12 protein-coding genes are annotated in these 14,328 nt (G+C 56.1%); 10 read left to right on the plus strand and 2 right to left on the minus strand.

Going from position 1 to position 14,328, the window contains the following annotated elements; all coding sequences use genetic code 11:
* Positions 1-247: 247 nt before the first annotated feature.
* Positions 248-1,591, minus strand: coding sequence for an NADP-specific glutamate dehydrogenase (gdhA, locus tag H8S02_RS08825; protein ID WP_186970217.1), 1,344 nt, complete (start codon positions 1,589-1,591; stop codon positions 248-250).
* A 347-nt stretch (positions 1,592-1,938) separates the two neighbouring features.
* On the opposite strand from gdhA, the gene H8S02_RS08830 reads away from it, so the two are divergent.
* On the plus strand, positions 1,939-2,445 hold the full coding sequence (locus H8S02_RS08830; protein WP_186970218.1) for an HD domain-containing protein: 507 nt from the start codon (positions 1,939-1,941) through the stop codon (positions 2,443-2,445).
* Positions 2,446-2,498: 53 nt separating this feature from the next.
* Here H8S02_RS08830 and H8S02_RS08835 read toward each other — a convergent pair whose 3' ends face one another.
* Positions 2,499-3,839 carry a butyryl-CoA:acetate CoA-transferase gene (locus H8S02_RS08835; RefSeq protein WP_186970219.1) on the minus strand — a complete coding sequence of 447 codons (1,341 nt, stop codon included), beginning with the start codon at positions 3,837-3,839 and terminating at the stop codon, positions 2,499-2,501.
* Between the two features lie 298 nt (positions 3,840-4,137).
* Here H8S02_RS08835 and H8S02_RS08840 point away from each other — a divergent pair, with 298 nt between their 5' ends.
* From H8S02_RS08840 to H8S02_RS08880, 9 genes are all read left to right on the plus strand, one after another.
* A complete protein-coding gene (locus H8S02_RS08840; RefSeq protein ID WP_186970220.1) occupies positions 4,138-5,001 on the plus strand; it encodes a transporter substrate-binding domain-containing protein in 864 nt (287 codons plus the stop codon).
* A 92-nt stretch (positions 5,002-5,093) separates the two neighbouring features.
* Positions 5,094-5,732 carry an amino acid ABC transporter permease gene (locus H8S02_RS08845; RefSeq protein ID WP_118685146.1) on the plus strand — a complete coding sequence of 213 codons (639 nt, stop codon included), beginning with the start codon at positions 5,094-5,096 and terminating at the stop codon, positions 5,730-5,732.
* Positions 5,733-5,744: 12 nt separating this feature from the next.
* Complete coding sequence (locus tag H8S02_RS08850; RefSeq protein WP_207722096.1) at positions 5,745-6,533, plus strand: amino acid ABC transporter ATP-binding protein; 789 nt, start codon at positions 5,745-5,747, stop codon at positions 6,531-6,533.
* A gap of 408 nt (positions 6,534-6,941) precedes the next feature.
* Positions 6,942-8,123, plus strand: a complete 1,182-nt coding sequence (locus H8S02_RS08855; protein ID WP_243023456.1) for a 4-hydroxybutyrate dehydrogenase — start codon at positions 6,942-6,944, stop codon at positions 8,121-8,123.
* Between the two features lie 167 nt (positions 8,124-8,290).
* On the plus strand, positions 8,291-9,736 hold the full coding sequence (locus H8S02_RS08860; protein ID WP_186970221.1) for a 4-hydroxyphenylacetate 3-hydroxylase family protein: 1,446 nt from the start codon (positions 8,291-8,293) through the stop codon (positions 9,734-9,736).
* 84 nt (positions 9,737-9,820) lie between these two features.
* Positions 9,821-10,102, plus strand: coding sequence for a hypothetical protein (locus H8S02_RS08865; RefSeq protein ID WP_186970222.1), 282 nt, complete (start codon positions 9,821-9,823; stop codon positions 10,100-10,102).
* An 81-nt stretch (positions 10,103-10,183) separates the two neighbouring features.
* The gene (locus H8S02_RS08870) at positions 10,184-11,752 is read left to right on the plus strand and encodes an acyl CoA:acetate/3-ketoacid CoA transferase (protein ID WP_118685154.1); all 1,569 of its coding nucleotides are present in this window, start codon (positions 10,184-10,186) and stop codon (positions 11,750-11,752) included.
* Positions 11,753-11,945: 193 nt separating this feature from the next.
* Positions 11,946-13,136: an acetyl-CoA C-acetyltransferase gene (locus H8S02_RS08875; protein ID WP_186970223.1), complete on the plus strand. Its 1,191-nt coding sequence runs from the start codon at positions 11,946-11,948 to the stop codon at positions 13,134-13,136.
* A 314-nt stretch (positions 13,137-13,450) separates the two neighbouring features.
* Positions 13,451-14,269 (plus strand): enoyl-CoA hydratase-related protein, encoded by an 819-nt coding sequence (locus H8S02_RS08880; protein WP_118685156.1) that lies wholly within the window; start codon positions 13,451-13,453, stop codon positions 14,267-14,269.
* The last annotated feature ends 59 nt before the right edge of the window (positions 14,270-14,328 follow it).

The following is a 14,328-nucleotide window of genomic DNA, read 5'->3' on the forward strand; positions in this document are numbered from 1 at the left end:
CATATTATACATCACTCATTCTCAATGTCAACCGACTTCACAGAATATTCACAAAATCGGCTGTAATGCAAAAACGGAGCGCAGCGACATTCAATGGAACGACAAAGGCGCGACCAAAAAGTCAGGACATCCGCCTGACTTTTTACAAGCACAGAGACCCCCCGAGAACCGGAAAGTTCTCGGAGGGTCTCTGTGCAATAGCCCTTGATCCGAAGGGCCTTGACCCTTCAAATCGAAGACGAAAGTCTTAGCAAACGCCCTGTGCGAGCATAGCGTCAGCGATCTTCTCGAAGCCGCCGATGTTAGCGCCCATAACCAGGTTGTCCTTGTGGCCGTACTTCTCAGCTGCGGTGATGCAGGTGTGGAAGATGTTGACCATGATGTCGTGCAGACGCTGGTCAACCTCCTCGAAGGTCCAGCTCAGACGCAGGGAGTTCTGGCTCATTTCCAGACCAGAGGTAGCTACGCCGCCTGCGTTAGCAGCCTTTGCCGGGCCGAAGAATACGCCGGCTGCCTGGAATGCTGCAACAGCCTCCGGAGTAGACGGCATGTTGGCGCCCTCAGCTACAAACTTGCAGCCGTTGGCGATCAGAGCCTTCGCGTTCTCCTCGTTCAGCTCGTTCTGGGTTGCACACGGCAGAGCGATGTCGCACTTGGTGCCCCACGGACGCTGGCCCTCGGTGTAAACGCTGCCCGGTACGCGCTCAGCGTACTCCTTGATGCGGCCGCGCTTTACTTCCTTGATGTCCTTGACAACATCGAGGTTGATGCCGTTCGGATCGTAGATGAAGCCGTTGGAGTCGGACATGGTAACGACCTTGGCGCCCAGCTGGGTAGCCTTCTGGCAGGCATAGATCGCAACGTTGCCGGAACCGGAGATTGCAACGGTCTTGCCCTCGAAGGAAGTACCCTTGTATGCGAGCATTTCCTTCATGTAGTAGCACAGGCCGTAGCCGGTAGCCTCGGTACGAGCCAGAGAACCGCCGTAGGACAGGCCCTTGCCGGTCAGAACGCCGGTGTACTCGTTGCGCAGGCGCTTATACTGGCCGAACATAAAGCCGATCTCACGGCCGCCTACACCGATGTCACCAGCCGGAACGTCGGTGAACTGACCGATGTGCTTGCACAGCTCGGTCATGAAGGACTGGCAGAAACGCATGATCTCAGCATCGGACTTGCCCTTCGGGTCGAAGTCGGAGCCGCCCTTGCCGCCGCCCATCGGGAGGGTGGTCAGGCTGTTCTTGAAGCACTGCTCGAAGCCGAGGAACTTGATAACAGAAGCGTTAACAGAGGGATGCAGACGCAGGCCGCCCTTGTAGGGGCCGATCGCGGAGTTGAACTGAACGCGGAAGCCGCGGTTTACGCGAACCTTGCCCTCATCGTCAACCCACGGAACACGGAACATGAACATGCGCTCCGGCTCTACGATGCGCTCCATGATGCCGTTCTTCTCCAGCTCGGGGCGAGCTTCTACGACCGGCTCCAGGCTCTCGAGGACTTCATAAACTGCCTGCTGAAACTCAGGCTCGTTCGGGTTGCGTTTTTCGACAGTCTCGTAAACGCTCTTCAGATAGGAATTGGTAAGTGCCATTTTGGTTTTCCTCCTTGCATTTCTGCCGCAGTGCCTTTTCATATTATAGGAAAAGTGTTGGATAACTTACATACATGCGGTAGTATGTTTATAGTATATAATATTCCTCGGAAAAGTGCAATAATTTAGCAGGTTAAAATTATACATTTTTTTCATGGAAAAACAGGTCCGGAATTGGTGGTTTTCCTCATAAAATGAAGTCTGGCTTTTCTCGACTTGCAAAATGGCGGTATTTCAGTGAATATCTGGCAGCCGCTCCTGTCCGCAGCGCCAATATATAAAGGTATGCTGCTTGCTGTTTTCCCTGCTATGGTGATATAATCTTTTCAAAAAAGGAGGCTCTTTTTATGATAAATATTTCCGCGCTTGCCGCCGCAGCCGCCCACTACGATGCCGGAGACCCGCGCCGTGTACAGCATTTCATCAAGGTCTACGGCTACTGCCGCCTTCTCGGGCTGAGTGAGGGGCTGGATACACACACGCAGAATATGCTCGAGGCCGCGGCGCTGCTGCACGACATCGGTATCCATGAAGCCGAGCGCCGCCACGGCTCGTCCGCCGGTCCGTATCAGGAGCAGGAGGGGCCTGCGGTCGCCTGTCCGCTGCTCTCTGCGGCAGGCGCAGACGAAAGCGAGATCGAACGCATCTGCTGGCTGATCGCCCATCATCACAGCTGTCAGGCCGGCGAGAACACCGATTTCCGCATTCTGCTCGAGGCGGATTTTCTCGTCAACGCGGACGAGGACAGTCTGCCGCGCGAAAGCATTGCCTCCGCGCGCGAGCGTCTGTTCCGGACGGACAGCGGCAAAAAGCTGCTCGATGATATTTTTCTCTCAGAGCCATACATTATATAAAGACAGAAAGAGCGCGGACACAATGTTCGCGCTCTTTGCGTATCTCTCTGGAATTATCGCTTGTTGGAGCGTCTCCACAGACGCATCTTCTCTGCGTCCTTGATCAGCTGTTCGCGGAAATCCGGGTGCGCAACCGAAATCAGCGCTTCCGCACGCTGCCATGCAGTCAGGCCCTTGAGGTTGACCTTGCCGTACTCGGTTACGAACCAGTGTGCGCACGGACGGGCGTCGGTGACAACCGAACCGGTCTCAAGCGTCGGGCGAATGCGGCTTTCGAGCGTGCCGTCCTTCTTCTTGAAGGTGGACGAGCAGCAGATGAAGCTCTTGCCGCCCTTGGACAGGTATGCGCCGAGCACGAAGTCGAGCTGGCCGCCTGCACCGGAGATCTGCTTGATGCCTGCGGACTCCGCATTCATCTGACCGAACAGGTCAACGTCAACGATGTTGTTGATCGAAATGAAGTTGTCGATCTGCGCGATGGTGCGCGCATCGTTGGTGTAGGAAACCGGAGCGGACATGCACTCGGGGTTGTTGTTCACATAATCATACAGCTTCTGGGTGCCTGCGCCGAACGCGAACACCTGCTTGCCGGTGTCGATGGCCTTTTTCGAGCCGTTGATCTTGCCCGCCTTTGCGATGTCAACAAAAGCGTCAACGTACATCTCGGTGTGGACGCCGAGATCCTTGAGGTCGGACTCTGCGATCATCGCGCCGACGGTGTTCGGCATGCCGCCGATACCCAGCTGGAGGCACGCACCGTTCGGGATCTCCTCAACGATCAGCTTTGCGACCGCTTCATCGACTGCGGTCGGTGCAGCGCCGCCGCCCATCTGCGGCATGGGCTCATCATTCTCGACGATCATATCGACCTCGGAAACATGGATCGCTTCCTCATACAGGCCGAGGCAGCGCGGCATATACTTGTTGACCTCGACGATAACAACATCGGAAGCCTCGCAGACTGCCTTGAGGTGGGACGCCTGCGGACCGAAGCTGAACCAGCCCTGCGCATCCATCGGAGCGACCTGGATCATGGTAACGTTGATGCGGCCGACGTTCTCACGGTACCAGCGCGGCAGCTCGGAGTAGCGCAGCGCGGAGTAGAAGCCGAAGCCCTCCATGCAGGCCTTGCGCTCGATGCCCGACATATGCCAGGAGTTCCAGGTCAGCTTGTCTGCAACATCCGGCACATCGAAAATCGCCGGCCGACGCATGAGCACGCCGCCGCGGAAGTTTACGTTCTCCAGCTCGTCCATGCGTGCGGCGAGCGCCTTGTCGAGCGCGTTCGGCGTGCCGGTGCACCAGCCGTAATCGACCCAGTCTCCGCTCTTGACGACCTTGACGGCCTCCTCGGGCGTCGTCAGCTTGCTTTTATAAAGTGCTGCGAAATCCATTGATATGACCTCCTGATGCGGAGCGTGTTTTCGTTTCGCGCTCCTTGTTTATTCTTTAACAATCGCATACATTATACTATATTCCTCTGTTTCGGTCAAGCAATCCCGGACAATATACCCATCATTTCACCAGAACAGTCCTGTTTTGCCACCGTATCGGTTAAAATATGCACATCACTCCTCCCCTGACGTTTTTTCTGCGCCGTAAAAAAATTTTTTCATTTCCCCTCTTGATTTATCACAGTAAAGTGTTATAATAGTAAACAAGCTAACCACTGAATTTTAGGAGGATATCCCTATGAAAACCAAGAGACTGCTCGCGCTGCTCTCCGCAGGCGCACTGAGTGTATCCATGCTCGCCGGCTGCGGCTCCACCGCGAAGACCGACGACACCGCTTCTGGCAGCGCTGCCGCTGATACGTCCGCTTCCGCAGACAGCGATCTGGAATACGTCAAGAGCCAGGGCAAGCTGGTCGTCGGCATCACCGATTTCGCGCCGATGGATTATAAGGAAGACGGCTCGGACGAGTGGATCGGCTTTGACGCCGACATGGCAAAGGCTTTTGCCGAGAGCATCGGCGTTGAGGCTGAGTTTCTTGAGATCAACTGGAACAACAAGGTCATGGAGCTTGACGGCAAGGGCGTTGACGCTGTATGGAACGGCATGACGCTGACCGACGAGGTCAAGACCTCGATGAACTGCTCCAGCCCGTATGCGACCAACGCACAGGTCGTTGTCGTTCCGTCCGATAAGGCGGACGCTGCCAAGGATCTGGACGGCGTTAAGGGGCTGTCCTTCGCAGTTGAGGCTGGTTCCGCAGGCGCTGCTGCCGCTGATGCGCTCGGTCTGACCGCTACCGAGGTACAGTCTCAGGCAGATGCCCTGATGGAAGTTGCTGCCGGCACCTCTGATGCCTGCGTTATCGACCTGCTGATGGCCGGCGCGATGATCGGCGAGGGCACCAGCTACCCGAACCTCGTTTACACGCTCGACCTCAACGAAGCAAACGGCGACGAGCCGGAAAACTACGTTGTCGGCTTCCGCAAGGACTCCGATCTGACCGCTGCATTCAACGATTTCTACAAGTCCGCTTACGAGGACGGCACGGTTGAAAAGCTCGCAGAGAAGTACGGCGTACAGGAAGCTATCGTCGCTCCGTAATCCTGCAACTAAATAAAAAATCAGCGCAAGGCAGAGGGCATCAATTCGTCTTCTGCCTTTGCATTCAGAGAGGATAAAGAGAAGAACCAACCATGTTTGCTAACGTAACCCTAAGCCTGATGGGCGGCTTCGTTACCACGATACAGCTTTTCTGTCTGACGCTCGTGTTCGCGCTGCCGCTCGGACTCATCATCAGCTTCGGCTCGATGAGCCGCTTCACGCCGCTGCGCGCCCTCGTCAAGACCGTCGTCTGGGCGGTACGCGGCACGCCGCTCATGCTCCAGATCATCGTCATCTTTTACGGCCCCGCGCTGCTGTGGGGCATGCAGGCGCCGCGCTTCGGCGCCGCTCTGCTGTCGTTCGTCATCAACTACGCCTGCTATTTCTCCGAGATTTTCCGCGGCGGCATTCAGGCCATCCCGAACGGTCAGTATGAGGCCGGTCAGGTGCTCGGCATGACCAAGACACAGATCTTCTTCAAGATCACACTGCTTCAGGTCATCAAGCGCATCATCCCGCCGATGGGCAACGAGTTTATCAACCTCGTCAAGGATACCGCGCTCGCGCGCACCATCGCGGTCTATGAGGTGCTGTGGATGGGCGAAAAGTTCATCAAGAGCAAGGGCATCATCTGGCCTCTGTTCTACACCGCGGTCTTTTACCTCGTATTCAACGGCCTTCTCACCCTGCTGTTCGGCTGGATTGAGAAGAAAATGGACTATTTTAAGTAAGGAGGCGCCGAAATGCCTATTCTTGAGGTCAAGAACCTGTATAAAAACTTTGGCTCGACCAAGGTTCTGAAGGATATCAGTTTTTCGCTCGAGCGCGGCAAGGCGCTCGCCATCATCGGCTCGTCCGGTTCGGGCAAAACGACACTCCTGCGCTGTCTGAACTTTCTCGAAACGCCGAACGAGGGCCAGATCATCGTAAACGGCGAGCCGCTGTTCGACGCGGCAGATCATGCCGCCAAGAGCGACGCTGAAATCCGCCGCAGCCGTCTGCACTTCGGCATGGTTTTTCAGTCCTTCAACCTGTTCCCGCAGTACACCGCACTCGAAAACGTCATGCTCGCTCCCCTGCTGCTCGCAAAGGAGCAGCCCGACTATAAGAAGAACAAGCGCGAGATTCACGAGCAGATCGAGCACCGTGCGATTGACTTGCTTACCCGGATGAGCCTCGAGGGCCGCATGAGCCATTATCCGCACCAGCTCTCCGGCGGCCAGCAGCAGCGCGTCGCCATCGCGCGTGCGCTCGCCATGACGCCCGACATCCTGTGCTTTGACGAGCCGACCTCGGCGCTCGACCCCGAGCTGACCGGCGAGGTCCTGCGCGTCATCCGCTCGCTCGCCGACCAGCACACCACCATGATCATCGTTACTCATGAAATGGAGTTCGCGCGCGACGTCGCCGATCACGTTATCTTCATGGACGGCGGCACGATCGCGGAGGAAGGCAGCCCTCAGGATGTGTTCGGAAACCCGAAAAACGAACGAACCCGCGCCTTTCTCTCGCGTTATTCCGCCAATTCATAAAAATTTTTACATTTTTTCGCTCCGCTCTTTTCCTGAAAAACATTCCCATGTGAACGCGCACGCACAGTAAAATGCAGCGAATTCACCAAAGAAACGGAAATACTTGCAAAAACTTTTCGGTAATATTCACTATTACCCCATTTACAAATGCGAAAAAATACGATAAAATAGTCCCGTACTAATAATACGGGACTTTGTCTTGCTTTTTTGTACAAGTTGGCGTGGTTAAATTTTGATGATTTTTTTGTGTGTTTGTGTTGAAGTTCTGGCGCAAATTTGCTACAATAATACTGTACAGGAGCAGGGCTCCCGATACGGCGAGGCACAGAGCAGTATATGCCCCGCATTGACTTATGATAAAAAGCCCGCATGGCCTTTTATAAAATTTTTGATTGGAGATGTTCAACTATGGCTATGGATGCTTTCAGCGCGTCCCTGATGAAGGACAAGAGAGAGATCGTCATCGCCCCGACTATTTACAAGTTTGATACTTTCGATGCATTTGCAGAGGAGTTCCAGCTTGGCGAGCGCGACGTCGTTCTGACCAACGAGTTCATTTACAAGCCGTTCATGGAGAAGCTCGGTCTGAAGAGCAACTTCGTATTCCAGGAGAAGTTCGGCGCAGGCGAGCCGTCTGAGGCTATGATCGAGACCATGTACGAAGCAATTCCGTACGACTCCTACGACCGCGTAATCGCAGTAGGCGGCGGCGCAATCATGGACCTTTGCAAGCTGCTCGGCTGCAAGCGCCCGTCCTCCGTACATGAGCTGTACTTCAAGCGCGAGCCTGTTGTACACGAGAAGGAAGTTATCGCTATCCCGACCACCTGCGGCACCGGTTCCGAGGTCACCAACATTTCCGTTGCTATCGTCAAGGACGAGAAGGACGGCAAGCTGACCGGCGGCGACACCAAGCTGGGTCTGGTTTCCGACGACATCATCCCGAACAAGGTCTGCCTGGTTCCGGATCTGCTCAAGACTCTGCCGTACAAGCCGTTCGCAGCATCCGCTATCGATGCTCTGATCCACGCTACCGAGTCCTTCCTCTCTCCGCATCGCAAGACCGTTACCTCTGAGATGTTCTCCGTAAAGGCTATGGAGATGATCCTCGAGGGCTTCCGCCGCATCGCTCTGGAAGGCCCGGACGCTCGCATCGATTACCTCGGCGAGTTCGTTCACGCTTCCCTGTTCGCAGGCATTGCCTTCCTGAAGGCTGGCTGCGCTACCGTACACGGCATGTCCTTCCCGCTCGGCGGCACCTATCACGTTCCGCACGGCGAGTCCAACTACGCTCTGTTCGGCAAGATCCTCGAGATGTACGACGAGTACGAGCCGGCTGGCGAGCTGGGCAAGTTCAAGGAGATCGTTGCTCGCTGCCTGGGCTGCTCCAAGGACGACGCTCTGCGCACCCTGAACGTAACCCTCGAGAAGGTTCTGCCGCTCAAGCCGCTGCATGAGTACGGCTTCAAGGAAGAGGATGTCAAGGCATTCGCTCTGTCCGTTGATGCTAACCAGCAGCGTCTGATCACCAACTCCTACCGTCCGTGGAGCATCGAGCTCAGCGAGCGCGTTTACAAGGAGTGCTTCTAAGCGAAAGCTTAAAGGCGTAATAAGCGAACTAAACGTCTGATAGGGCGGGGAGCCCCGCCTCCCTGCCCTATTTTCGTTTTTTCGGCCTGTTTTCACAGGCTGCGTTCCTGTCCGGTGCGTCCATAGCGGCTGCACCGAAAACCAAAAAAGAAAGGATACCAAACGCTATGATGACCAAAGAGCAGTATATTGAGTCTCTTCGCAAGCTGCATCTGAACCTTTACATGTTCGGCAAGAAGATCGAGAACCCGGTTGATGACCCGGTTATCCGTCCGTCGCTGAACTCCTTCGCCGCTACCTATGAGCTGGCTGAGGATCCGCAGTATGAAGATCTGATGACCGCTACCTCCCACATCTCCGGCAAGAAGATCAACCGCTTCACCCACATGCATCAGTCTACCGATGACCTGATCAAGAAGGTCAAGATGCAGCGTCTGCTCGGCCAGAAGACCGCAGCATGCTTCCAGCGCTGCGTAGGCATGGACGCTATGAACGCTGTTTTCTCCTCCACCTACGAGATCGACGAGGCATGCGGCACCAAGTACCACGAGAACTTCCTCAAGTTCCTCACCCGCGTACAGGACGAGGACCTTGCTGTTGACGGCGCTATGACCGACGTCAAGGGCGACCGCTCTCTGGCTCCGTCCAAGCAGGCTGATCCGGATCTGTTCCTGCACGTTGTTGAGCGCACTCCGGACGGCGTTTACGTCACCGGCGCTAAGGCTCATCAGACCGGCTTTGTAAACTCTCACGAGGTTCTGGTCATGCCGACCATCTCCATGCGCGAGGGCGACGAGGACTACGCGATCTCCTTCGCAGTACCGACCGATTCTGAGGGCATCACCCTGATCTACGGCCGTCAGTCCTGCGACACCCGCAAGCTCGAGGAGTACAACGACATCGACGTCGGCAACAAAGTATACGGCGGCCACGAGGTCCTCGTAATCTTCGACCGCGTATTCGTTCCGAACGACCGCATCTTCCTCAACGGCGAAGTCAAGTTTGCCGGCATGATCGTAGAGCGCTTCGCAGGCTATCACCGTCAGTCTTACGGCGGCTGCAAGGTCGGCGTAGGCGACGTTCTGATCGGCGCTACCGCACTGGCTGGCGAAATGGCAGGCTCTGCAAAGGCTTCCCACGTCAAGGACAAGCTCATCGAGATGACTCACCTCAACGAGACCCTGTACTGCTGCGGCATTGCATGTTCTTCTCAGGGCACCAAGACCAAGGCAGGCAACTACCTGATCGATCTGCTGCTCGCAAACGTCTGCAAGCAGAACGTTACCCGCTTCCCGTACGAGATCGCTCGTCTGGCACAGGATCTGGCAGGCGGCCTGATGGTTACCCAGCCGTCCGAGGCTGACTACCGCAACCCGGCTCTCAAGCCCTACATCGAGAAGTACCTCAAGGGCGTTGCTTCCGTTCCGACCGAGGACCGTATGCGTCTGCTGCGTCTGATCGAGAACATGACCATGGGTACCGCAGCTGTCGGCTATCTGCCCGAGTCCATGCACGGCGCAGGCTCTCCGCAGGCTCAGCGTATCATGATTGCCCGTCAGTCCAACCTCGAAATGAAGAAGGAACTGGCTAAGAAGATCGCTCGCATCCAGTAATCCAGAGCAATTCACAGGCACTCATGGACCATAAACCGTGAGTGCCTGTATTTGCGATACAGTATGAAAGGGGATAACATACGCATGCTGCACTGCACCGTGAAGTTCTGCGGCGGCTGCAATCCGCGCCACGATCGCGGCGAATGCTACAGCACTGTGCGTTCCGCCCTTTCGGATGCCGCCTCATTCTCCCTCCCGGAGGAGGGCGCGCATTACGACGTGCTGCTTATCATCCGCGGGTGCACCGGCTGCCCCTACCTCTATGAGGAGATCGAAGCCGACCACCGCATTGTTATCACATCGAGAGACGATATGCAGAGCGCGATCGACGAGATCCGCGCTGCCGCGTCGCATTCCGCCGGATAAACGACGGAAACATTGGCCGCAGGAGGTTTTCCTTCCCCCTGCCCCGGCCAGGATTGCATTAACATTTAGGAGGAGATCAACATGAAGAAAGTAAGCATTATCTCCGCAGAGGAGGCCGCTCTCAAGGTTCAGGACGGCGACACCATCGCTACCGGCGGTTTCGTATCCTGCGCATGCCCGGAGACCCTGTCCAAGGCTCTTGAGAAGCGTTTTCTTGAGACCGGTCATCCGAAGGATCTGACCCTGTTCTTCGCAGCAGGTCAGGGCCACCGCGACGGTACCGGCGGCGACCACTACGGTCACGAAGGCATGGTCAAGCGCGTTATCGGCGGTCACTGGGACCGTGCTCCCCGTCTGGGCGAGCTCGCTCTGAACAACAAGATCGAGGCTTACAACCTGCCGCAGGGCGTCATTTCTCATATGTACCGTGATATTGCCGCTCACAACATCGGCACCATCACCCACGTCGGCCTGAAGACCTTTGCTGACCCGCGCAACGGCGGCGGCAAGCTCAACGACGTTACCAAGGAAGACCTCGTAAAGGTTGTCAACATCGAAGGCCAGGAGCGCCTGCTCTACAAGGGCTTCCCGATCAACGTTGTATTCCTGCGCGCTTCCTACTGCGACGAGTACGGCAACTGCACCGTACATCGCGAGATCGGTCCTCTGGACGTAACTGCAATGGCTCAGGCCTGCAAGAACTCCGGCGGCAAGGTAATCGTTCAGGTCGAGAAGATCGTTCAGGGCGGCTCTCTGGATCCGAAGCTCGTTGCTATCCCGGGCATCTACGTTGACTCTGTCGTCGTAGGTACCGAAGAGGAGAACATGCAGTGCCTCGGCATGCCGTATGACGGCGCTCTGACCGGCGAGTTCCGCATTCCGGTCGACGCTATCCCGCCGATCCCGATGGACGCTAAGAAGATCATCGCCCGCCGTGCTGCTATGGAGCTGCCGAAGGACGCTATCGTCAACCTCGGCACCGGCGCACCGGAGAAGATCGCTAACGTTGCAGCTGAGGAAGGCATTTCCGACAACATGACCCTGACCGTTGAGGCAGGTTCTATCGCAGGCGTTCCCTACGGCGGCACTCAGTTCGGCGCTGCTGCAAACGCAATGTGCATCATCCCGCACAACGTACAGTTCGACTTCTATCAGGGCGGCGGCCTTGACGTTGCATTCCTCGGCCTGGCTGAGACTGCTCCGAACGGCGACCTGAACGTTTCCAAGTTCGGCACCCGTCTGGCTGGTGCAGGCGGCTTCATCGACATCACCCAGAACGCAAAGAAGGTCGTATACTGCGGCACCTTTACTGCAAAGGGCCTCAAGACCGAGTGCAAGGACGGCAAGCTGGTCATCACGCAGGAGGGCGCGAAGAAGAAGTTCGTAAAGCAGGTTGAGCATATCACCTTCTCCGGCGACTACGCGAACGAGGTTCATCAGCCGGTTCTGTACATCACCGAGCGCTGCGTATTCGAGCTGCGTCCGGAAGGCATCACCCTGATCGAGATCGCTCCGGGCATCGACCTCCAGACCCAGATCCTCGACCAGATGGAGTTCGAGCCGAAGATCGCTTATCAGGCAGACGGCACCATCAAGCTGATGGACGAGCGCATTTTCCACGAAGAGCTGATGGGTCTGACCATCGAATAACGTCTGTATTTTGTGCATGATATGCAAGCGGCATATATTATTTTCATGCGAATTATATGAATTTAATATTTGCCCTTGCATTCTGCTCAAGAGTTTGATAAAATATTAACGAACTCAGAAATCAATCGAGTTTTCATCACCGTGCGGCGGCATAGTTTTTTCGCCGCATCAGTAGAAAAGGAGAAACAGCTAAATGAACGTTTACATCTGTTCCGCTGCCCGTACTGCAATCGGCACTTACGGCGGCACCCTCCGCGATGTACACTCCTCCGAGCTTGGCACCGCTGCTGCAAAGGCAGCTATCGAGCGTGCAGGCGTTGACAAGGAAGCAATCGACGAGGTTCTGTTCGGTCAGGTACTGCAGGGCGGCGTAGGCCAGAACGTAGCACGTCAGGTTTGCCTGAAGTCCGGTCTGCCGATCACCACCCCGGCTATGACCCTGAACAAGGTTTGCGCTTCCTCCATGCGTGCCATCTCCCTCGGCACCCAGATCATCCGTTCCGGCGAGAACAAGATGATGCTGGTAGGCGGCTGCGAGTCTATGTCCGGTGCTCCGTACATCTCCCGCGATACCCGCTGGGGTGCTCGCATGGGCGACAAGAAGCTGGTCGATATGATGGTATACGACGGCGTATTTGATGTATTCAACCAGTATCACATGGGCATCACCGCTGAAAACGTAGCTGAAAAGTACGGCATCACCCGTCAGATGCAGGACGAGATCGCTCTCGCTTCCCAGCAGAAGGCTGCTGCCGCTATCGCTAGCGGCCGCTTCAAGGACGAGATCGTTCCGATCGAAGTCAAGAAGAAGAAGGAAACCGTTATCTTCGATACCGATGAGCACGTAAAGCCGAACACCACTCTGGAGATCCTCGGCAAGCTGCGCCCGGCATTCAAGAAGGACGGCGGCACCGTAACCGCAGGCAACGCTTCCGGCATCAACGATGCAGGCGCTGCAATGATCATCGCTTCCGAGGAGTTCGTCAAGGCAAACGGTCTCAAGCCGCTGGCTAAGGTTCGTGCCTGGGGCTCTGTAGGCTGCGATCCGTCCATCATGGGCGTAGGCCCGATCGAGTCCACCCGTCAGGCTCTGTCCCGCGCAGGTCTGACCGTTGCTGACCTCGACCTGATCGAGTCCAACGAGGCATTTGCTGCACAGGCTGCTGCTGTTAACCGTGAGCTTGGCTTTGATATGGACAAGGTTAACGTAAACGGCGGCGCAATCGCTCTGGGCCACCCGATCGGCGCAGCAGGCTGCCGCATCACCACCACCCTGATCTACGAAATGATCAAGCGCGACCTGACCATCGGTCTGGCTACCATGTGCATCGGCGGCGGTATGGGCGAAGCTATCATCGTCGAGCGCGACGAGCTCTGCAAGTAAATCTTGCTATAGGGGGCTTCAAAAGCCCCCTATATACCAAAATCAGTTCCGTGGAAACTGATTTTGGATACCCGAACGACGCCGCCCACGGCGGCTGGGTCGGGGTGTGCTCTCATCTTATCGCCGCACTGCGGCGGAATAAGGTTTAGAGGGCTACGGCCAAAACGCAGGTACACGCCCCGCGTTTTTACGAACAGGAACTCGTTCCTGCTCTCATTTGACTCAAACATCCTCCGGATGTTTGTCCGTCTCCGCATGGGGACGATCTCCGAGGGTCAGCCTTGGAGAACATATACTGAAAGGAAGTCTTAAAAATGACTGACGTAGTAATCGAAAAAAAGGGCCATGTTGCCATCGTTAAGATCGAGCATATGAAGGCCATGAACGCTCTGTCCACCGACATGTACGCTCAGCTCGAGGAAGCTTTCGACGAGCTGGCTAAGGATCTGGACAACGTTTACGCTGTCGTTCTGACCGGTTCTTCCACCGTCAACAAGAAGGGCAAGACCGTCAACTCCTTCGTTGCAGGCGCAGACATCTCCGAGATGGCTACCAAGACCTGTGAGGAAGGCAAGCTGTTCGGCAACGAGTCCAACCGCGTCTGCTGGAAGATCGAGAACTTCAAGCGCCCGGTCATCGCTGCAATCAACGGCTTCTGCCTCGGCGGCGGCTGCGAGCTGGCTATGTCCTGCGACATCCGTCTCGCTTCCGAGAACGCAACCTTCGGTCAGCCGGAAGTTGGTCTGGGCATCACCCCGGGCTGCGGCGGCACCCAGCGTCTGGCTCGCCTCGTAGGCGCAGGCAAGGCTAAGGAAATGCTCTACACTGCACGCGGCAACTACTCCGCTCAGGACGCTCTGGACATGGGTCTGGTTAACTACGTATATCCGCTCGAGAACCTGCTCGACGAGGCTGTAAAGCTCGCTGAGGAGATCGCTGCTCAGGCTCCGATCGCTGTTTCTCTGGTCAAGGAAGCTGTCAACGTTGGTCAGCAGACCGACCTGAACTCTGCTCTGAAGTTCGAGGGCAATGTCTTTGCACAGTGCTTCGCTACCGAGGACCAGAAGTACGGCATGGCTTACTTCCTCGACAAGAACCGCGACAAGCCGGCCAAGGAATTCAAGAACAAGTAATTTCCCTTGTGTACATCCGCATGAGGGGAGCTTCACCGCTCCCCTTCTGCATTGATTTC

It is taken from the genome of Agathobaculum hominis, from assembly GCF_014288055.1.
In the GTDB taxonomy this organism is placed as follows: Bacteria; Bacillota; Clostridia; order Oscillospirales; family Butyricicoccaceae; genus Agathobaculum; species Agathobaculum hominis.